The organism is Bacteroides clarus YIT 12056 (assembly GCF_900129655.1).
Taxonomy (GTDB): domain Bacteria; phylum Bacteroidota; class Bacteroidia; order Bacteroidales; family Bacteroidaceae; genus Bacteroides; species Bacteroides clarus.
Map to the genome: position 1 here is coordinate 499,481 of NZ_FQWK01000002.1, position 22,648 is coordinate 522,128.

The 22,648-nt window shown below is 45.1% G+C and carries 16 protein-coding genes; 8 read left to right on the forward strand and 8 right to left on the reverse strand.

Annotation, left to right across the window (positions count from 1 at the left end; translation table 11 throughout):
* Positions 1-10: 10 nt before the first annotated feature.
* The 7 genes from BUB52_RS04250 (at position 11) to BUB52_RS04280 (ending at position 10,835) form a co-directional block, all read left to right on the forward strand.
* Entirely contained in the window at positions 11-1,750 is a 1,740-nt protein-coding gene (locus BUB52_RS04250; protein WP_009122757.1) for a RagB/SusD family nutrient uptake outer membrane protein, read from the forward strand.
* Positions 1,751-1,951: 201 nt separating this feature from the next.
* Complete coding sequence (locus tag BUB52_RS04255; protein ID WP_009122758.1) at positions 1,952-3,229, forward strand: DUF4995 domain-containing protein; 1,278 nt, start codon at positions 1,952-1,954, stop codon at positions 3,227-3,229.
* 27 nt (positions 3,230-3,256) lie between these two features.
* Entirely contained in the window at positions 3,257-5,257 is a 2,001-nt protein-coding gene (hepC, locus tag BUB52_RS04260; RefSeq protein WP_009122759.1) for a heparin-sulfate lyase HepC, read from the forward strand.
* Positions 5,258-5,347: 90 nt separating this feature from the next.
* Positions 5,348-6,958, forward strand: a complete 1,611-nt coding sequence (locus BUB52_RS04265) for a sulfatase family protein (protein ID WP_009122760.1) — start codon at positions 5,348-5,350, stop codon at positions 6,956-6,958.
* 19 nt (positions 6,959-6,977) lie between these two features.
* Entirely contained in the window at positions 6,978-8,606 is a 1,629-nt protein-coding gene (locus BUB52_RS04270; protein WP_009122761.1) for a CehA/McbA family metallohydrolase domain-containing protein, read from the forward strand.
* A gap of 2 nt (positions 8,607-8,608) precedes the next feature.
* The gene (locus BUB52_RS04275; protein ID WP_087942772.1) at positions 8,609-9,562 is read left to right on the forward strand and encodes an ROK family protein; all 954 of its coding nucleotides are present in this window, start codon (positions 8,609-8,611) and stop codon (positions 9,560-9,562) included.
* Between the two features lies 1 nt (position 9,563).
* Complete coding sequence (locus BUB52_RS04280; RefSeq protein ID WP_009122763.1) at positions 9,564-10,835, forward strand: sugar MFS transporter; 1,272 nt, start codon at positions 9,564-9,566, stop codon at positions 10,833-10,835.
* A 170-nt stretch (positions 10,836-11,005) separates the two neighbouring features.
* On the opposite strand, the gene BUB52_RS04285 is transcribed toward BUB52_RS04280, so the two are convergent.
* Positions 11,006-12,076, reverse strand: coding sequence for an SGNH/GDSL hydrolase family protein (locus BUB52_RS04285; protein WP_039951027.1), 1,071 nt, complete (start codon positions 12,074-12,076; stop codon positions 11,006-11,008).
* 140 nt (positions 12,077-12,216) lie between these two features.
* On the opposite strand from BUB52_RS04285, the gene BUB52_RS04290 reads away from it, so the two are divergent.
* On the forward strand, positions 12,217-14,106 hold the full coding sequence (locus BUB52_RS04290; protein ID WP_009122765.1) for a TlpA family protein disulfide reductase: 1,890 nt from the start codon (positions 12,217-12,219) through the stop codon (positions 14,104-14,106).
* Between the two features lie 129 nt (positions 14,107-14,235).
* Here the strand turns inward: BUB52_RS04290 and BUB52_RS04295 are convergent, their stop codons facing one another.
* The 7 genes from BUB52_RS04295 to BUB52_RS04325 all read right to left on the reverse strand — a co-directional run bounded on the left by BUB52_RS04295 (position 14,236) and on the right by BUB52_RS04325 (position 22,612).
* Positions 14,236-15,783 (reverse strand): Gfo/Idh/MocA family protein, encoded by a 1,548-nt coding sequence (locus BUB52_RS04295; RefSeq protein ID WP_039950974.1) that lies wholly within the window; start codon positions 15,781-15,783, stop codon positions 14,236-14,238.
* A 37-nt stretch (positions 15,784-15,820) separates the two neighbouring features.
* Entirely contained in the window at positions 15,821-16,921 is a 1,101-nt protein-coding gene (locus BUB52_RS04300) for an Mrp/NBP35 family ATP-binding protein (RefSeq protein ID WP_009122767.1), read from the reverse strand.
* A 48-nt stretch (positions 16,922-16,969) separates the two neighbouring features.
* Positions 16,970-17,728, reverse strand: a complete 759-nt coding sequence (gene trmB / locus BUB52_RS04305) for a tRNA (guanosine(46)-N7)-methyltransferase TrmB (protein WP_009122768.1) — start codon at positions 17,726-17,728, stop codon at positions 16,970-16,972.
* Between the two features lie 9 nt (positions 17,729-17,737).
* Positions 17,738-18,544 carry an MBL fold metallo-hydrolase gene (locus BUB52_RS04310; RefSeq protein WP_009122769.1) on the reverse strand — a complete coding sequence of 269 codons (807 nt, stop codon included), beginning with the start codon at positions 18,542-18,544 and terminating at the stop codon, positions 17,738-17,740.
* A 3-nt stretch (positions 18,545-18,547) separates the two neighbouring features.
* Entirely contained in the window at positions 18,548-19,567 is a 1,020-nt protein-coding gene (locus BUB52_RS04315; protein WP_009122770.1) for a branched-chain amino acid aminotransferase, read from the reverse strand.
* Positions 19,568-19,986: 419 nt separating this feature from the next.
* Entirely contained in the window at positions 19,987-21,480 is a 1,494-nt protein-coding gene (locus BUB52_RS04320; RefSeq protein ID WP_009122771.1) for an FISUMP domain-containing protein, read from the reverse strand.
* Positions 21,481-21,517: 37 nt separating this feature from the next.
* A complete protein-coding gene (locus BUB52_RS04325; RefSeq protein ID WP_009122772.1) occupies positions 21,518-22,612 on the reverse strand; it encodes a fibrobacter succinogenes major paralogous domain-containing protein in 1,095 nt (364 codons plus the stop codon).
* Positions 22,613-22,648 lie beyond the last annotated feature (36 nt).

Below are 22,648 nucleotides of genomic sequence, written 5' to 3' on the forward strand. Positions count from 1 at the left end.
TAAAGATAATATGAAAAAGTTTATATACTATATAGGATTTTTAGCTTTGTGCCTTCTTCCCGCCGCCTGCTCGCTGGAAGAAGAAAGCAGTACCGAAGTAGAAAAAAACAAATATATGAATGACGCCAAAGAGGCTCAGGACGTATTGCTTGGTGTATACCGCACTACCGTAGAAGACGGTATGTATGGCTATCATCTCTCTATCTACTTCTCCATGGGAACCGATATTTCACAAGTAGAAGGAAGTACCACCGAGAACTTCCGTATCTTGCCTACCAACGCTTACTACGCCTCACAAGCTGAGGTGCAAACCACATGGGCATCACTCTACTCCGGAATATATAATGCCAACGACTTCTTGGAACGAGTTTCCGTGAAAATGGAGTCATACAATGAAACGGACAAGAATTTAGCCACCATTTACATCGCCGAAGCCAGAGCTTTGAGAGCCTTATACTACTTTGAGTTGGTTCGCCGCTGGGGCCATATTCCTTTGATGACAAACACCGCCATGTCTCACCAGCATCCGTCGACACTGATACAAGCCGACCCGGTAGACGTCTATAAGTTCATCGAAGAAGACCTGCTGTATGCTTGCGACATACTGCCGTATGCAACAGACGACCATTACCGCAGCAGTAATGACTATCGTTTCTCCAAAGGAGCAGCGCTCGGCTTGCTTGCTAAAGTGTACGCTACTTGGGCAGGATACCCTTTGAGAGACGAGAGCAAGTGGGAAGCCGCTGCAAAGACGGCACGTATCTTGGTTGAATCAGGTAAACACGATTTACTGAACGACTACGAACAATTGTGGAAAAACACTTGTAATGGCATTTGGGACCCAACGGAAAGTTTGATTGAAATATCTTTCTACTCTCCTACATATTCGGGGGGTAGCGATCCTGTAGGCCGTATCGGCAAATGGAATGGGGTGAAAACTACAACTCAAGCCGGCAAAAGCGGAAGTACTGCTGCCAACGTACAAGTAGTACACTCGTTCGTCCTTGACTGGAGAAGAGCCGTTGGAGTTGATGTAGATAACCGCATAAGCCCCGACAGGCGATTAGACTTATCTATCGCCAACTATAAGCACGGTCATAATGATGACAAAGCAGGCATACAGTATCTCGGCGATGTTTATTTGGCAGGCAAATATACAGATTCCAAAGATGTAGCTTTAGAAAAGGATTTAAATGAAAAAAAATCTGCAAAAGAAAAGCAGAATTATACACCAGCCAAGTGGGACATTGACAAGTATATGGAAAGCGTACCGTTCGTCAACAATGATAAATCCACTGTAAACTGGTACGTATTGCGATATGCCGACGTACTGTTGCTATATGCGGAAGCTTTGAACGAATGGAAAGGTGGTCCGACAACAGACGCGTATGCCGCTATCGAAAAAGTACGTAAACGCGGTTATAATAGTGCCAACGGTTACAAGTTGACCCAAGGTATGGACCAAGCGCAATTCCGCGAAGCCATTCAAAAAGAACGTGCTTACGAACTGGCGTTCGAAGGACATCGCCGTCTTGATCTCGTACGTTGGGGCATTTACTTCGAAACAATTGAAAAGACCCATACAGCCTTAAACGAATGGTGGGACAACAGCGATATAGACAAAGCGAAAAACCCCATTCCCAACTACGTAGTATACGACTATACCAAAGAAGGCAAACATGAACTCATGCCCATCCCGCAACGCGAAATGGACTTGTGTACCCAGTTTGAACAGAACCCGGGTTGGTAACAATCACCCTAAATATATCTCCAATATGCCCCTACCCGAGGCATATTGGAGATTATCTAAACTCTTTTCAACAAAAGTGACATTCGAAGAACGCGGATTAATTGCCTTTTCAACATTCTTACTACAAAAACTATAAAAAATCCGTTAGCTTTGCTTTCGTTACAAAACCTACTAAAATCAATTACATTAAAAACGAATAACATGAAAAAAAACCTTGTTCTCTTAGCTTTGGGTGCGCTGACTTTTGCATCATGCCAGACACAGCCTAAGGAAGACTACAGTTGGATTAAAAAAGGCCTGGACGTAGCTTCTGCACAATTAACATTAACCGCAGAAGAAATCTCATCCACTAATATGTTGCCGCGTTCTATTCGCACAGGCTATGACATGGACTTCCTGTGCCGCCAATTAGAAAGAGGTGAAGACACCTTCAAAGATTCTTTACGCGCGCACCCCGCAGCCGACCAACTGGGAAAACGCCGCCTATGCAGCGTTTATGACTGGACCAGCGGTTTCTACCCAGGCTCTTTATGGTATGCCTACGAATTGACGGGCAACGATACACTGAAAACATGGGCTATTCAATATACTAACCTGCTGAACCCCGTTCGTTACTACACCGGTACGCACGACTTGGGCTTCATGGTAAATTGCAGCTATGGTAATGCAGAGCGTCTGGCTCCTAACGATACCATTGCAGCCGTAATGAAAGAAACCGCCGACAACTTGTGCGGACGTTTCAACGACTCCATTTCAGCTATCCGTTCATGGGATTTCGGAACCTGGAACTTCCCCGTTATCATCGACAATATGATGAACCTGGATCTCCTGTTCAATGTAGCCAAAGCAACCGGTAACAACTCTTATAAGGATATTGCCGTCAGACACGCAATGACTACCATGAACAACCACTTCCGCCCCGACTATACTTGCTGGCACGTAGTCAGCTACAACAACGATGGTACGGTAGAAAAGAAACAAACATTCCAAGGCAAGAACGACGATTCTTCATGGGCACGCGGACAAGCATGGGCTGTATACGGCTATACTGCTTGCTATCGCGAAACACAAGACACTACTTTCCTGAACTTCGCCGTAAAAGTGGCTGACATGATTATGGATCGCGTTAAGACCGACGACGCTATTCCTTACTGGGACTATGACGCTCCCGTAACCGAGGAAACTCCGCGTGACGCATCTGCCGCTTCAGTAACCGCTTCCGCCCTGATAGAGTTGAGCACGATGGTACCCGACGGAAAAAAATATCTGGACTACGCAGAGAAAATCTTGAAGAGCTTGTCAAGCGACGCTTATCTGGCAAAGATTGGCGAAAACCAGGGATTCATCCTGATGCACTCTACCGGTTCATTGCCTAACGGTTCGGAAATCGATACTCCGCTGAACTATGCGGACTACTACTATATGGAAGCTTTGAAGCGTTTCATGGATTTGAAAGGCATCAGCTATAAAAATCTCTAATACCTGAACTATAAATCGACAAACATTATGAATAAGACTTTCAAATATATCGTTCTGCTGGCTCTTGCTTGCTTCGTTGGAAAAGCAAATGCCCAGGAACTGAAGACTGAGGTATTCTCGCTCCTTAATCTGGACTATCCCGGATTGGAGAAAGTAAAGACTTTGCATCAGGAAGGCAAAGACGCCGATGCGGCCAAAGCATTACTCGACTACTACCGCGCACGTACCAACGTGAAAACTCCGGACATCAACCTTAAGAAAGTGACTATCAGCAAAGATGACCAGAAAATGGCGGACGATGCTCTGCAGCATACATTCTTTGCTCACAAAGGTTATCAACCGTCATTCAATTACGGTGAAGACATCGACTGGAGATACTGGCCGGTGAAAGATAACGAATTGCGCTGGCAGTTGCACCGCCACAAATGGTTTACTCCCATGGGTAAGGCTTATCGTGTAAGCGGTGACGAAAAATATGCCGCCGAATGGACGAAGCAATACATCGACTGGATTAAGAAAAACCCGTTGGTGAAGATAAACAAGAACGAATATGAACTGACAGGCAATACCCAACTGAAAGATGACGCAGAGAATGTACGTTTCGCATGGCGTCCGCTGGAAGTGAGCAACCGTCTGCAAGACCAGACCTCACAGTTCCAGTTGTTCCTCCCGTCTCCCTCTTTCACACCGGAGTTCCTGACTGAGTTCCTGGTAAACTATCACAAACATGCCATACATATATTGGGTAATTACTCCAAGCAAGGTAATCACCTGCTGTTCGAAGCACAGCGTATGATTTATGCCGGAGCTTTCTTCCCCGAATTCAAAGAAGCAGCTGCCTGGAGAAAGAGCGGTATCGACATCATGAACCGTGAAATCAATGTACAGGTATACAATGACGGCGGACAGTTCGAGCTTGACCCGCATTATCACCTCGCTGCCATCAATATCTTCTGTAAAGCACTGAACATTGCCGACTTGAACGGTTTCCGCAACGAGTTCCCGCAAGAATACCTGAATACAATTGAAAACATGATTGTATTCTATGCCAACATTTCTTTCCCCGACTATACCAACCCGTGCTTCAGCGATGCTAAGCTGACCAATAAGAAAGAAATGCTGAAGAACTACCGTAGCTGGAGCAAGATGTTCCCGAAGAACCAGTTCATCAAGTATCTGGCAACCGATGGTAAAGAAGGCGCATTGCCCGAATATCTCTCTAAAGGTTTCTTGAAATCCGGTTTCTTCGTATTCCGTAACTCTTGGGGAACGGATGCCACACAAATGGTTGTAAAGGCCGGCCCGAAAGCTTTCTGGCACTGCCAACCGGATAACGGTACTTTCGAACTCTGGTTCAACGGTAAGAACCTGTTCCCCGATTCCGGTTCTTATGTATACGCCGGTGAAGGAGAAGTAATGGAACAACGTAACTGGCACCGTCAGACTTGCGTACACAACACCGTAACTCTGAACAACAAGAACCTGGATCAGACTGAATCTGTAACCAAACTGTGGCAGCCGGAAGGTAATGTACAGATATTGGTTACCGAAAACCCGAGCTACAAAAACTTGAAACACCGTCGTTCCGTATTCTTCGTAGACAACAGCTACTTCGTAATTGTAGACGAAATGGTAGGAAGCCAGAAGGGTTCTATCAACCTGCACTATCAGATGCCGAAAGGCAAAATCGCCAACAGCCGCGAAGACATGACTTTCGTTACTCAGTTTGAAGAAGGAAGCAACATGAAACTGCAATGCTTCGGTCCCGAAGGTATGACTATGAAGAAAGAGCCGGGCTGGTGTTCAACCGCTTACCGCAAACGCTACAACCGTATGAATGTATCGTTCAACGCAAAGAAAGACAGCGAAGATGCCGTACGTTACATTACCGTTATCTGTCCGATTAAGAACAGTGCAGATGCCCCCAAATTATCTGCCAAGTTCAAAAACAAAGCATTCAATGAAAACGGACTGGAAGTAGAGGTGAAAGTAAACGGTAAGAAACAGTCTCTAAATTACAAATTATAATAATACTGAAAATTAGTTTATACTATCTGGTATAAACTAATTTTCAACACTTACTTATTTACCAAAGGATTATAACAAATCAATCCAATTATGAAAAACAATCTCCCCAACCTGCTTCTTCCGTTAGCGACATTAAGTCTTGCTTCTTGCGCCAGCCAGAAAAAAGAAGAGCCCAAGCGTCCGAACATTATCTTCATGATGACGGATGACCATACCACACAAGCCATGTCTTGTTACGGTGGTAACCTCCTGCAAACTCCCAATATGGACCGTATAGCCAATGAGGGCATCCGCATGGATAACTGTTACGCTGTCAATGCTCTTTCAGGCCCGTCACGCGCATGTGTCCTTACCGGTAAGTTCAGCCACGAAAACGGTTTTACGGATAATGCGAGTACCTTCAACGGCGACCAGCAAACATTCCCGAAACTGCTTCAGCAAGCCGGGTATCAAACGGCTATGATTGGTAAATGGCACCTTATCAGCGAACCGCAAGGTTTTGACCATTGGAGTATTCTCAGTGGCCAGCACGAACAGGGAGATTATTACGATCCCGATTTCTGGGAAGATGGCAAACATATCGTAGAGAAAGGTTATGCCACGGACATCATTACAGATAAGGCTATCAAATTCCTCGAAGGCAGGGACAAGAACAAACCGTTCTGCATGATGTATCATCAGAAAGCTCCGCACCGTAACTGGATGCCGGCCCCACGCCATCTGGGCATATTCAACAATACTACATTCCCGGAACCCGCCAATCTGTTTGACGATTATGAAGGACGCGGCAGAGCTGCCCGCGAACAGGATATGTCCATCGAACATACCCTGACCAACGACTGGGATTTGAAGTTGCTGACTCGTGAAGAAATGCTGAAAGATACCACCAACAGGCTTTACAGCGTGTACAAGCGTATGCCTGCCGATGTACAGGACAAATGGGATTCAGTGTATGCGCAACGCATTGCCGAATATCGCAAGGGTAACTTGAAAGGCAAAGCGTTAGTCAGCTGGAAGTATCAGCAATATATGCGCGACTATCTGGCTACCGTACTGTCGGTAGACGAAAATATCGGCCGCCTTTTGAACTATCTTGAAAAGATTGGCGAGCTGGATAATACAATCATTGTCTACACTTCCGACCAGGGATTCTTCCTCGGCGAGCACGGTTGGTTCGACAAACGCTTCATGTATGAGGAATGCCAGCGTATGCCGCTCATCATCCGTTACCCCAAAGCCATTAAAGCCGGCAGCACAAGTAACGCGATCTGTATGAATGTGGACTTCGCTCCTACTTTCCTTGACTTTGCCGGAGTGGAAATTCCATCGGATATTCAGGGAACTTCCATGAAACCCGTATTGGAGAATGAAGGTAAAACTCCCGCAGACTGGCGTAAAGCTGCCTACTATCATTATTACGAGTATCCCGCAGAGCACTCGGTGAAACGTCATTACGGTATTCGCACACAGGACTTCAAACTGATTCATTTCTATAACGACATCGATGAATGGGAAATGTATGATATGAAAACCGATCCGCGCGAAATGAACAATGTGTTCGGTAAATCGGAATACGCTGAAAAACAGAAAGAGCTGATGCAACTGCTGCAAGACACTCAAAAGCAATACAATGACAATGACCCCGACGAAACAGTAAACGAGCTTTTCAAGGGTGACAGAAGATTGATGAAAAACAGATAAAACCATTAAATTTATTATCATGGATAGAAGAAGTTTTCTAAAAAACACAGGCTGGTCTTTTCTCGGACTGGCAGCTTCAGGAAGCCTGCTCGGCTCTTGCGTAGCAGGAAGCAAAGAAGCAAAGAAAATTATGCCGTCGGCAAGTAACCTTAAAGTATTCTGGGGTGACTTACATAACCACTGTAACATTACTTACGGACACGGCGATATGCGCGATGCTTTTGAAGCGGCCAAAGGCCAGTTGGACTTTGTCAGCGTAACTCCCCACGCTATGTGGCCGGATATTCCGGGTGCAAACGATCCCCGTCTGAAATGGGTAATCGACTATCATACCGGAGCTTTCAAGCGTTTGCGCGAAGGCGGTTATGAGAAATATGTAAAGATGACCAACGAATACAATAAGGAAGGCGAATTCCTTACTTTCGTAGGATACGAGGCACACAGTATGGAACATGGCGACCACGTAGCGCTGAATTATGACTTGGACGCACCGCTTGTGGAATGTACTTCCATCGAAGACTGGAAAGAGAAAGCCAAAGGACATAAAGTATTCGTCACTCCGCACCACATGGGTTATCAGGGCGGTTATCGCGGCTACAATTGGAAATGCTTCACCGAAGGAGATATTACTCCGTTCGTCGAAATGTATTCCCGCCACGGTTTGGCAGAAAGCGACCAGGGCGATTATCCGTATCTGCACGATATGGGTCCCCGCCAATGGGAAGGCACTATCCAATACGGTCTGGATCAAGGCCACAAATTCGGTATCATGGCTTCTACCGACCAGCACTCCGGTTATCCGGGCAGCTACGGTGACGGACGTATCGGTGTTCTGGCTCCGTCATTGACTCGTGACGCTATCTGGGAAGCTCTTCGTACCCGCCACGTATGTGCCGCCACCGGTGATAAAATAATAATCGACTTCCGTCTTAATGACGCTTTCATGGGTGATGTTGTCCGTGGCAACAGCCGTCGTATCTACTTGAATGTAACCGGCGAAAGCTGCATCGATTATGTAGACATTGTTAAAAACGGTCAGATATTAGCCCGCATGAACGGCCCGTTAACTCCGGTTGCACCGGAAGGCGATACCGTCCGTTGCAAAGTAAAAGTTGATTTCGGTTGGAACCGCGAAGAAAAGTACGTACACTGGCAAGGTAAGCTGTCGGTAAACAAGGGCCGTATCGTAAGTGTTACTCCTTGCTTCCGTGGCGCAGCTTTCACTTCTCCCCAAGAGGGCGAACACGAGTTCAAGACACACGTAAATCGTATTCTTTCCGTGGGCGAGAAAGAAACGGAACTGGATTTGTACAGCAGCAAGAACCCGAATACAACCACCGCAGCCATGCAGGCGGTAATCCTTGACCTGGAAATGCCGAAGGACGGAATACTTACCGCAGACTTCAACGGCAAGAAGTTCGAACACACATTGGGCGAACTGCTTGAAGGTTCCCGTTCTCACTTCATGATCGGCTGGTTGAGCGAAGCTATTCTCTTTAACCGCGCCATGCCTGAAAGCTGCTTCACCGTAGAACACTACATGGAAGACAAAGAACCTCAGCGTGACACCGATTATTACTACGTACGTGTACGTCAGCGCGACGGACAATGGGCTTGGAGTTCTCCTATCTGGGCTGAAAGAGTTTGATAATTATGAAAAAATACGCTATAGGAATTGACCTTGGCGGTACTTCTGTGAAATACGCCCTTATTGATAATGAAGGCGTATTTCACTTTCAAGGGAAGTTACCGTCAAAAGCCGACGTATCCGCGGAAGCGGTAATCGGTCAATTGGTAACCGCCTGCAAAGAGGTGATGGCTTCGGCCCTGCAACTCGGAGTAGCGGTAGAAGGTATAGGTATAGGTACTCCCGGTATTGTGGACGAAACGAACCGCATAGTACTGGGTGGAGCCGAGAACATCAAGGGTTGGGAGAATCTGAATCTTGCCGACCGCATTGAAGCGGAAACCGGCCTGTCTGTACAGATGGGCAATGACGCCAACCTGATGGGGTTGGGAGAAACGATGTACGGTGCCGGACAAGGTGCAAAGAATGTCGTGTTCCTGACCGTAGGAACCGGTATCGGCGGCGCAGTGGTTATCGACGGTAAACTGTTCAACGGTTTTGCCAACCGTGGTACCGAACTGGGACATGTGCCCCTTATCGCTAACGGTGAACCTTGCGCATGCGGTTCCGTGGGATGTCTGGAACATTATGCATCCACTTCGGCACTGGTACGCCGTTTCAGCAAACGTGCCGCTGAAGCCGGTGTCTCATTCCCGGGTGAAGACATCAACGGAGAGCTTATCGTACGCCTTTATAAAGAAGGAAACGAACTGGCGACAGAGTGCTTGGACGAGCATTGTGATTTTCTGGGACATGGCATCGCCGGATTCATCAACATCTTCAGCCCGCAACGCATCGTAATAGGTGGCGGACTGTCCGAAGCCGGCGACTTCTATATCCGGAAAGTCAGCGAAAAAGCACATCGTTATGCCATAGCCGACTGTGCCGTGAATACTCAAATCATGGCTGCATCTTTAGGTAATAAAGCTGGAAGTATCGGCGCCGCGTCACTGGTCTTCTCATTAAACACAAAATAGTATGAAAAAGAATTTAGGAATGCTGGCGCTAATCATGGCGTTCTGGTTTACCATATCGTTTATTACTAATATCCTGGGACCGCTCATTCCGGACATTATTCATAACTTCAATTTGAGTGACCTGGCAATGGCGGGATTCATCCCGACTTCTTTCTTCATTGCCTATGCTATCATGTCTATTCCTGCCGGGCTGATGATTGACCGCTTCGGCGAGAAACCGGTATTGTTCTTGGGCTTCCTGATGCCGTTTATCGGAACAACGTTGTTTGCTTGCATGCACACATACCCTGTGCTGCTGGCTTCTTCTTTCATCATAGGTTTGGGTATGGCCATGTTGCAGACAGTTATTAATCCGTTACAGCGTGTCGTAGGCGGAGAAGAGAACTACGCGTTCGTGGCAGAGGTAGCCCAATTCGTATTCGGTATCGCTTCTTTCCTCAGCCCTTTGGTATACACATACCTGATTCACGAACTCAATCCGGATATATACACGGAAGGCCGGAATTTCTTCATCGACCTCTTGGCAGGTATCACCCCGCCCGACTTGCCGTGGGTATCGCTTTACTGGGTATTTACGTTACTATTGCTGGTAATGCTGATTGCCGTAAGCGTTTCCCGCTTTCCGAAAATCGAGTTGAAAGAAGATGAAAAGAGCGGTTCAAAAGATTCTTATCTGGCACTGTTCAAGCAGAAATACGTATGGTTGTTCTTCCTCGGTATTTTCTGTTACGTCAGCACGGAACAGGGAACTTCCATCTTTATGAGTACATTCCTCGAACAATATCACGGAGTGAACCCGCAGGTAGAAGGTGCGCAAGCTGTAAGTTATTTCTGGGGATTAATGACTGCCGGATGCCTGGTAGGCATGGTACTGTTGAAATTGATTGACAGTAAACGGCTGCTCCAAATATCAGGCGGATTAACTATCGTCTTATTGCTGACTGCGCTCTTTGGAAATAAGGAAGCATCTATCATTGCTTTCCCGGCTATCGGTTTCAGCATTTCCATGATGTACTCCATCGTATTCTCACTGGCACTGAACTCGGCATCGCAACATCATGGCTCGTTTGCGGGTATCCTGTGTTCGGCGATTGTAGGCGGAGCCGGCGGTCCGATGATTATCAGTATGCTGGCGGATGCAACTTCATTACGCACCGGTATGTTGATTATCCTCGTATTCGTAGGTTATATCACATTCATCGGGTTCTGGGCTCATCCGCTGATTAATAATAAGACAATTTGTCTGAAAGAACTTTTCAAGAAGAAAGCTTAAGGCTGAGAAACTTGATATACGAATGTCAGGGAAATACTAAGCTTTGATAAACATCTCTCCCTGTCATTTAAAACGCAGTGAAGAATCCCTTTCTCTTATATGTATGGGAAGGAGATTCTTCACTGCGTTTTAAATAACAGAGAGAAGTTACTTTTACAATTTGCTTCCCTTTACTCTGTTTTTATATGTTTCTTCAACACCGGATACAACATCTCCGCATAACGCATAAAACCTAAATCCGTAAAATGAACACCGTCTACGGTAGCTTCTCCATCATGCCCTATCATATCTTTGGAAGAAAGCAGATAGATATTCTTCTCTCCCCGCTTTTTGAGAGATTGAAAAACAGTATGCAAAGTTTCGTTCTTATCTTTCACTTCCTTGGCAGCGGTTCCATTAAAACGGGAATGAGTAAATACAGGATTCTCCACAAAGAGTATGGGCGTATCAGGATGTTTGCTACGGATAATAGAATAGAACTTATCAGTACGTTCCTTTATCTGCTCCACACTGGCATTCGGAACAAAATCCAATACAAATACCGAAGCATCCACACCCGCTATCACATGCGCTATCTCTAAATCCAATAAAGCATTACCGCTAAATCCCAGATTAATACACTCCCGATTGAGCCAGCGCTCCAAAATATTGGTATGCGCCATACCCGGACGGGAAGCGCAACCTCCCTGCAGAATACTTGTCCCGTAAAATACGACAGGCTTCTTACGCACCGGTAATTCTACTGCCGGCCCGCTAATTTGAGATAACGAATCGACACCGATAGAAAGAGAAGTCACTCCATCATATAAAGAAAGGTACAAAAGATATTCACGTTCTTCCGGCAGCATATCTTTTACCATCGTCGCCTCATTCGCCTTTCCTTGCGGACGTCCGCTCCCGGCAAACATCCACTTTCCATCTTGCAGACAATATAAATCAAGTCCTTTAATACCCGTAGGAGTCATGTGATTCATATTCCTGTCGAGCAATACATCCCATTTGGCAGCAATCCGGGTAGAATTAGAACGAAAGCGTACAGCAAGTCCGGCACTGTTACGCCCTAACTCCCATAAAGGCTTACGGGAGATATTCTGTAAAGAGTCCGGCAAACGTTCGTAACGCGTAAGGGTTGTCTCGGTAGCTTTTCCCAACAGAGGAAAAGCGGAAGCGTCGTGATAGACGACTTGTGCATTGGCGGATACAGCCAGAACAAGGCACAAAAGAAAAGATTTTGTTTTCATGTTATAGATGATGTTAAGTATTTCCCAAAGATACAAAGTTTCTTGCAAAAATACGATTTTCTTTCGTTTTGCATCAATTAACTCGCATATACTTGCACTTCTGCGAAACATGCGTATTTTTGATAAAAAACCAACATATTATGAGACAAACACTATTACTTATCGTCGGCTTGATAATAGGTTGTACCGTCCAAGCCAAAAACCGGGTTATCGAAGAACCGCCATTCTGCGTACGTAACACGACCTCCATCGAAGTAAGTAAAATAATACTTAGCGACACAGCCACCGTATTGCATATTTACGCCAAATACCGTCCCAAAAACTGGATACGGATTGCCTCGGAAAGTTACCTGCAAGACAATAACGGAGAAACTTACTTACTACGCTCCGGCATAGGCATCACTCCCGGAAAGCAATTTTGGATGCCGGAATCCGGTGAAGCAGAGTTTCAACTGGTATTTCCGCCATTGCCAGCCAAAGTTACATCCATCGACTTTACAGAAGGGGAAGGTGTGGAAGGAGCTTTCAGTATTTGGGGAATACAACTGAAAAGCAAAGAACTACCGAAGTTAATGTTACCGCAGGAAGCCGTAGCTCATCCGATAGATAAAAATGCCGCACTCCCCGCTCCCCTTGTGCAATATGGTAACACGACTGTAAAAGGGAAGCTGTTGGATTATCGTCCCTGCATGATGAAAGAGCTCTCCTTATATCTGTCGGAACCCTCAAAAGGTTATGCCGACCCCATCAAAGCGGAAATCAAACGAGACGGAAGCTTTAATATCACTTTCCCCGTAATGGGAACCACAGCGGCCACTATCAATCTTCTTGGTACAGATATAAACTTTTTTGTGGAGCCGGAACAAACCAGCGAACTGTACATCAATTTGCGGGAAATATCCAGAAAAAAATCCACTTTCCACAAAAGCAAAAAGCCTTATGGTGAAATTGTCTACATCAATGGCCCGCTGGCAGGTTTATCCGAGGAGTTGAATAGAAACCGCATCAACACCGATATGATAACTAATTACCAAACCCTAATAAAAGAGATTGGGGACATGGATATAGCAGCCTACAAAACCTATATGCTTGACAAAGCAAAAGATATCCAACAGAAAATAGACAATGCCAGTCTCAGCCAAAGTGCCAAACAACTACTCTCTCTTGAAAAGGAATTGAATATAATCCAAACATTGACACAAGCCCCTTGGCTGTTGACGCAGGCCGCTCTGCAACAGAAAAAACTGCAAAGAAATGAATCCGAAGCCTATTTCAAAAAACTAGACGAAAGTTTACCGGCAGATTATATTCCCACCGAAACCTTGAAACATCTGAATATCCCACAAGCTATTCTTGTACAACCTTACCTGTACGCAATCAACGTATCGGCACGCCGCCAAAATGATTATGCCCGGAGATTGGGGACCGATAAAGGCGTATTTTTCGATATCGCCCGCACGACATTGCTCTATCAGAGTATAAAAGACTTTACTCCGCTGACCGATACCCAAAAAGTTGAAATCACCACTCTGCCCGATGCTTATCAACGCACATTGCAACAAGCCAACGAACAGTTATTGCAGCTACTCGAGAACAATAAGAAAAAATCAGGTTTTACCATCAACGAGGCAGGCGAAGTAAGTAATGAGGATTTATTTCCCTCCATTATCGGCAAATTCAAAGGTAAGGTACTTTTAGTAGACTTCTGGGCAACCTGGTGCGCTCCTTGCCGCATGGCGAACAAAGTAATGGCTCCCATGAAAGAAGAATTGAAAGATAAGGATATTGTCTATCTGTATATCACAGGCGAAGTTTCTCCACAGAAGACATGGGAAAACATGATTCCCGACATTCATGGAGAGCACTACCGTCTGACAAACGCGCAATGGGAATATCTAAGTAAAAGCTTCGGAATCAGAGGCGTCCCTACCTATTTGATTATCGACCGTAAGGGAGATATCAAATTCAAGCAAACCGGTTTTCCCGGTGTTGAAAAGATGAAAGAGGAACTGTTAAAAGTGACCGATTAAAACAAGGACATATATAAAGAGGTGTATTACAAAACAAAACAACCTTAATCGGAACATTCGTTTTGTAATACACCTCTTTATCATCTGACAGGCCGGGTTCCAAAAACCACCTGTTACCAGTGAAAAGTATTATTTCTTCTCAGCCTGCGCCCATTCTTTAGCCCCCTGCTCTTTCAGTTTGGCAGTAAACGCTTTTGCCTTTTCCATAGCGGCAGCTTCATCTTCGGGACTTGCATAAGCGTGCTTATACCCTTTCACAACATTCCACTCGCCACGGGTAAAGTCGGGAAACGCCACCGGAGCACAATTATTATCCATAGAAAGCTCACCTAATTCCGCCAGACAGCACCACTCCGCCAAATCGTATACATCCATATCCAAAGGCAGACCGTTTTGCAGGCAATAAACCAGACGGCTATCCATGATAAAATCCATGCCGCCATGACCGCCAACTTCTTTTGCCATGTCACCGTATTTCTTCAAAATAGGATGTTGGTATTTAGCGACAAGCGCTTCCATCTCCGCCTCCGGTAAGAAACCATGCGAATTCAGGTCGTCTACTTTAGGCTCTACCCCCGAAGCGGTCAGTTGGTCGGCATCAAGCGCATATCCTTCTACGGGATATTTATTGGCAAATCCCTTTGAACCGGTCAGTTGATACAGACGGTTGTATGGCTGGGGAGTCATTACATTATGCTGTATTTCAATCACTTTACCGTTAGCGGTACGAATCAGTGTCGTGGTATGATCGCCGTTACGGAAATTATTGCAAGCGGAGTCGGTTCTTGCCTCAACCAAAGACTTTCCTACTACCGATTTAGTATCCATGGCGACTAACGTTTGCATACGATCACCGCGGTGGATATCAAGAGCCTGCGCAACAGGGCCAAGACCATGAGTGGCATACACGTCACCGCGATGCCTCATGTTATAATCCAGACGCCAGCCCAACTTATCACCCTCGCCATTTTTCCAATAATGGTTCCAGAACGGACTCAGGTTGTGGATATAAGCGCCTTGCGCACGAATCACTTCACCGAACACCCCGTGCTGCGCCATGTTCAGCGTATTCATTTCAAACCAGTCGTAACAGCAGTTCTCCAAAATCATACAGTGCTTGCGAGTCTTTTCGCTCATGTCAATCAAGTCCCAGCACTCTTTCAGATTCATTGCGGAAGGAACTTCGATAGCCACATTCTTCCCGTTCTCCATAGCACACATGGCTACGGGAAAATGATGCAACCAGTCGGTAGCGATATAAACCAAATCGATATCGTCGCGCTTGCAAAGTTCCTCGTATCCCTTTTCGCCGGAATATACGGCAGCTTTCGGCATAGAAACTTGCTCTAAATATTTCTGGCACTTCTCCGCACGCTCCTGTTCGTAATCGCAAAGCGCCACTACTTGCGTTCCGGGAATATGGGTAAAACGCTCTACCGCTCCGGGACCACGCATTCCCAGACCTACAAATCCCACACGCACCACTTCCATTTTAGGAAGCGCCAATCCTATCACGCTTTTCTGGTCTGCCGGACGTTGGGGAGTTTCAACAACAATCGTTCCGTTTTCCCATTGCCATTGAGTTCCCTTGTCGTTTGTCTGCACAGTGGATGTCTGCGATGAACATGCGCACAATGCGACGCACATGCCCAACAATAATACCTTTAAACTTTTCATGCTTCTCAAATTTAAAGTAAATAATACGGGTATCTTTCTATTTATGTGTCTCTACAATCTTGGTGGGCGCCATTTCCATATTCCGGCGGTCTACCTGACGTACCACAGCGGCAGCCAGTTGCAAGAAAGCGCGTCCTGTCACCGTATTTTCATCCAAAGCGACGGGAGTTCCCTTGTCACCACTCTCACAGATGCTTTGCACGATAGGAATCTGCCCCAATAAAGGAACATTCATTTCCTCTGCGAGACTCTTGGCTCCCTCTTTGCCGAAAATGTAATACTTATTCTCCGGCAGTTCGGCAGGAGTAAACCAAGCCATATTTTCTACCAGACCGAGGATAGGCACGTTCACCTTATCATTCGTAAACATATTGATACCCTTACGGGCATCTGCCAAAGCCACGGCTTGTGGCGTGCTGACAACAACAGCCCCGGTCATGGCAAGCGTCTGCACTACGGTAAGGTGAATATCACTGGTTCCGGGCGGAAGGTCTATCAGGAAATAGTCCAATTCGCCCCAGTCGGCATCGGCAATCAACTGTTTCAAAGCATTGCTTGCCATACCGCCACGCCACAGAGTAGCCTGATCGGGATCTACAAAGAAACCGATGGACAGCAGTTTGATACCGTATTTTTCAATAGGCACAATCAAGTCACGTCCGCCGATATTCTCCGCATACGGACGGGCATCTTCCACCTGGAACATCTTGGGCATGGACGGTCCGAAGATATCGGCATCCAACAAACCTACTTTATAGCCCAGCTTAGCCAAAGAAACCGCCAGGTTGGCCGATACGGTCGACTTGCCTACACCGCCCTTACCGGAAGACACACCGATTATATTTTTTACCTGCGGCAGCAATTTACCAACTTCCGGCCGTGCAGCCTGACGGCTTTCCGTGGTAATCGTCACTTCCACTTCCGGTGAGACATAGGTATGTATTGCTGTTTCGGCAGCCTTTACCATTGACTTCATAAAAGGATCGGTCGGTTTCTCAAAAATCAGTGAGAAACTAACTTTCATCCCGTCAATACGCAAATTGTCGGCAACCATTTCGGCCTCAACGAGATTCTTCTTGTTGCCGGGATAACGCACCGTTGCCAGTGCATCCAAAATCAATTTAGGATAAAGAGTCATGTTATTTACTATTTTACTATTTACTGTTTACTATTTGATAGCCACTGTTTATTTACCGGTTTGGAGACCGCTGCGTTTGCTGCGATTGTAGCTGCGGTACTCGTCCAACTCTATTTCGACATCAGGTTCTTGCAGTCCACCACATCGGGGAAGCCTGAACTTGACGTATTTTATGGTTAAACCGCGGTCGAGCCACTGTTGTTCATAATAGGTGCGAATGCCGAGAATATCATCCACCAAACCGGAATGATAGAGGTCGTCGGTGACAAACTCAACAGGAAGTTCGTTCTTCTCTATCATATATTTGGTATAGGTGAACATGAAGTTGCTGTCGGTCTTGACATGGATAGTGCCGCCGTCTTTCAGAAACTTACGGTAGCGTTCCATAAAATAAGTGGATGTAAGGCGCTTGGTCGCTTTTTTCATCTGCGGGTCTGAGAATGTAAGCCATATCTCGCTCACTTCACCCGGTGCGAAGAAGCGGTCTATGATTTCAATGTTGGTACGCAGGAAGGCGACGTTCTTCATACCCGATTCCAAAGATTCGGTAGCTCCCGTCCACATACGCGCCCCTTTTATATCCACGCCGATGAAATTTTTGTCGGGGAACATACGTCCCAGTCCTACTGTGTATTCTCCACGACCGCAACCCAGTTCCAGTACAATCGGATTGTCGTTTTTGAAAAACTGTCGGTGCCAGTTTCCCTTCATGTCAAACGGAACGTTGTCCACTGCCGAGTACGGATATTCAAAAACATGCGGATAACTCGCCATATCGGCAAACTTCTCTAACTTATTCTTTCCCATTCGTATGTATTAAAGTATTTCTACCCGACCGGTATAGTTATAAAAAGCCCGGTCGCCAAAGCATTGATGAAACAATGCGTATTTATCAATGCCCGTACAATGACAAACTCCCAGCCTTTGAGGCAAATGGTTTTCAAAGAAACGGGCTATCACATCAAATTTCTCTTTTGCAGTATTGCGGATATGAAAACCACCCAATACCAGTTTCAACGAGGTCTGCGGAAAATGTTCCTGCACTACGCGGATGATATTCGTAATTCCCCGATGCGAGCAGGCACTCAAAACAGACACTTCATCACCTTGTTTCAGTACCAATGCCAATTCATCCGTAAAAGTATCACCCTGTTTGTTCCCTCCCGCCAAAGTGAAGAAGTGTTCAAAATGCGTATCTTCTTCATCCGCAATAGCCAACCGGGGAAAAACAAATACGCCGGGACACAATTCGGTGACTTCATCCACAAAACGGAAACGGGTGCTATCCAAAGCGTCAGGATGCATCACGCCGTTTTCACGCTCTTCCTTGAACTTCGGAATAAAAAGCTCTTTCTTACAGACTACTTCAGCCTTTTGATTCACCTGAAGAAAGTGATGCAGACCGCCTGTATGGTCACGATGTCCATGCGACAGTACCAAGAAATCCACATCCTTCAAATCAATCCCGAGCATCCGGGCATTACGTATAAAAAGGTCGGATGCCCCGGTATCAAACAGCAGACGATGCCCACCCGTATCAACAAGCAGGGAAAGCCCATGCTCTCCCTGTAATCCTTTGCCGTAAACCGAATTCTCGACAAGGGTTGTAATCTTTATACTCATGCGTTATTCTACGATAGTTACCCAACCATGTGTATCGGGCTCGTCACCGTATTGAATAGCACGCAACTTATTGTACAACTTCGTACACACAGGTCCCGGTTTTCCATCTTTGGCAATCACGTACGACTTACCGTTTTCTACATCGTCAATGCGTTCAATCGGACTGATAACCGCAGCCGTACCGCAAGCGCCCGCTTCCTCGAAAGTCAGCAGTTCTTCTTCCGGAACCGGACGACGTTCTACTTTCATACCCATATCCTCAGCCAACTGCATCAAGCTCTTGTTGGTGATGGACGGAAGGATAGAAGTGGACTTCGGAGTGATATATGTATTGTCTTTGATACCAAAGAAATTGGCCGCACCGCATTCGTCGATGTATTTCTTTTCTTTGGCGTCCAGATAGAACTCGCAAGCATAGCCTAAATCATGCGCTTTCTTATTGGCACGCAAGCTGGCCGCGTAATTACCGCCTACCTTATAGATACCTGTGCCCAGAGGCGCAGCACGGTCGAACTCACGGATAATAACGTACGGATTAGTTGAGAACCCGCCCTTGAAATAAGGCCCTACCGGCGTTACGAATACAACAAACAGATATTCATTTGCCGGATGCACGCCAACCTGCGCTCCCGTACCAATCAGTAACGGACGGATATACAGGGAAGCTCCCGATTCGTAAGGCGGAATAAAGCGTTCATTCAGCTTCACGACTTTAAGAATAGCTTCTTTAAAACGTTCTGTCGGCAACTCAGGCATCAAGATACCACGACAGGTAGATTGCAAACGCGCCGCATTTTCTTCCAAACGGAAGATACGCACCTTACCGTCTTTGCCACGGAACGCTTTCAAGCCTTCAAATGCTTCCTGACCATAGTGCAGACAAGTAGCAGCCATGTGCATAGGAATAGTTTCCTCGCTACATACTTCCAATGCGCCCCACTGTTCGTTACGATAGTAAATTCTCACATTGTAATCTGTCTTCATATAGCCGAACGGCAGATTAGCCCAATCCAGTTCTTTCATATCTCGCTCGTATTAATTATTCGCTCTTATTAATTATTCAAGACTAACTATTTGCAACAAAAGTAATGGTTATTCTTCATATTTCCTAAAGAAGTGTTATTTTTTCCGACACAAGCGTGCTGATACGGGCTTTTCTGTACATACTTGCTAAGATAAAGGAATAAACGATAAGGTTATTCACAGGTTGAAACTAAAAGTTTTTACCGCTGAAACAAAAAGTTCCACACTGAGAACTAACACATTAAGCTTGTTTCAGATAGATGAATAAACAGAGAGGAATACTATCCCTTATGATTATGGGATAACATAAAAAGACCGCTACTAGAAAATACTTAGTAACGGTCTTATACTTGTTAGAGAGAATTAAAATATCAAATATTCGTTTTCACAAACTTACAGATGATATATACTTTTTTATTTTAATCTTTTACACAACGAACTGAGTAACCTATTACAGGATTAGTACCAAATTTAGAGTATGTAGGTCTATAACTCATATTATCATATTGTACATACCCATTTCCAGAGCTTTGTACATCTGTTGTCCAAAAACTAGTACTTGAAGTAGTAATATTCCACCAATTTCCATAGAGATCTTCCATTCTAGAAGAAGAACCAGAAGGTATAAGATTCAGTCCATAAGTATCTTGCGGCCCTTTCTTTAAATCCGGATTTTCATCTCCCATAGATGTTACACCCCAGCCTTCTTTACCAGCCAATGCTCCCCAAACATTTTTCAAGCCAGATTCATAAATCCATGAAAAAGTATCAAACTCATCATACCAACCATTTCCATCAACTCCTGGTAATTCTGCAGCAACAAATTCTTCCAAAACTTTCCATTCTGCTTTACTAGGTAAATGCCATCCCGCCGGACATGCGCCTCGTACACCACTTGGGATAGCATCTGCACTTGCACCTGTAGCAGATTTCTGCCCCATTGCAGCATACCAATTATATAAAACACCATATTTATTATATTCTTCTGTTTGTTTGGCAGCAGCTAGATCAGTATCTTCATAATTCAATACAAAATATAATGGATCTTCATCACAAGTAGGCACTGCTGTTTTAGGAACATTGATTACAGGCAAATAAGCAAGATTCTCTGCCATCCAACTTTGTGTTCCAATTGTAACATATTTATAAACATGTCCATCACGTTCATCTGTAAATGTTTCTGCTGTCGGTGGAGCTACTGTTCTCGTTAATGTAACGGCTACTGATGCTATTTTTACAGTTGCAGTTTTATTACCTTTAACCACCAATTCGATTGACAGTTCACCGGTAAGCTGGTCTGTCAGTGCATAAGTATGAGAAAATGTACCATCCTCAGCCAGAGCAGGAGCAGGAGCAATTTCCACCCCGCCTACTTTTAGAATAAAGGTTTCCACACTGCCTACATTTACAGCAGCTTTTCCTGTTATATTTAATTCCGTAACAGTAGCTAAATCAAATGTCTCACCTGAGGTTGGAGTAGTAATTTCACAAGTAACTTCTTGTTCAGGTTCTGGTTCCGGCTCCGGTTCAGGATCAGTACCAGATTCTGTTTTCTTCAATGTAACATTTGCTGTCGCCGTCTTTTCTTTACCCGCATCTCCTTTAACGGTCAGTTCAATCTTCATATCACCGATGGCTTGATCAGCTGCAAAAGTATAATCATAAGAAAACGGCACTTTTGTCACCTCAGAAACCGATTTACCGTTTACTTTCAGAGTTACGCTCTCTATTTCCCCTACATTAACAGCGCCTTCGCCCTTAATAGTCATTGAGGTGGCTGTTGCTAAATCAATAATAGTACCTTCAGCCGGAGCTGTAATCGAACAAGTTACTTCTTGTTGCGGTGTAGTGTCGTCGTCGCTACAAGCCCATAAAGTAAAAAGGGCTACTAATAAAAATGCATACTTTTTCATGTTGCTAACTTTTTTATGAATAATAAATAATCTACTATCAATCTTTCAAACAACGGACAGGAAGCCCCACTCCCGGATTAAATTCAGAAGATGTACCCAATACACCATCGGTAGCCCACATTCGAACTGGCATAGCAAAATCAGACATAGCAACTCCTGCCGTTGAACTCCACCAGCCTGCACTATATGTCAAATCCATCCATGCTTCTTCTCCTGCACACGCTCTAAAGCCTGTAGGTATTCCATTGAACTGTGTTGCATTATTTTCTTCCATAGCTTCTCCAATCCAAGTAGGCAAAGGTGCATCTTCCGTATCAAAAGGCAGTTTCCACATTGTTGTAGAAGCTAAAGCTTTACCCACAGCTGTCTCATCGACAACACCATTAATTGAAGCCGCCATTTTTGCATCTACGACATATTGAGCTAAATTACGCCATTCTGTTATTGAAGGTATATGCCATCCCTCCGGACACACACCTTGTATCTTCTGTGTAGACTCCATGCTTTGTAAAGTATGACCTTGTAAAGCAGCAGGTACATTATAATAAGCACCGTAAGCATCCAAAAATCCTTGTCCTAATTCTGTTGTTGCATCATAATCCAACATTACATAATATTTAGGATCGGTGGATGATACATCATAATCTTGTTGCGGCAGATACCGAAGATTTTCAGCCATCCAAAGCTGATTTCTTAATTGTACCGTCTTATAAACGATACCATCACGACTATCCGTCATTGTACCAACTTTAGGTGGTTGAGGTCCGAGGTCAATAGCTAATATAACAGTAGACGAAGTAGAGGCCGTTACTCCAGTCTCTCCTTGTACAGTCAATTCTACTTTCAATTCACCTGCAGCTTGGTCTTCCGGCAACGAATAACCATAATAGAAAGGTACTGTAGTAACATCCGGTATCACTGAACCCGCTACTTTCAGTTCTGCAGATACAATTTGACCATGATCGGCCTTTCCATATCCCCTAATAAATAACTTTTCACCGGCTCTTACCTGGATTGTTTCTCCATCGGATGGTACTTGAATAGCACAACTGATTTGTTGTGTTTCTTCATCAGAGCATCCTGAAACAATTATAGAAACAGCCATTATAAAAATCCATAGTAATCTCTTCATAGGTATTTAATATGTTTGTTGTTATGAGTTGTTTTT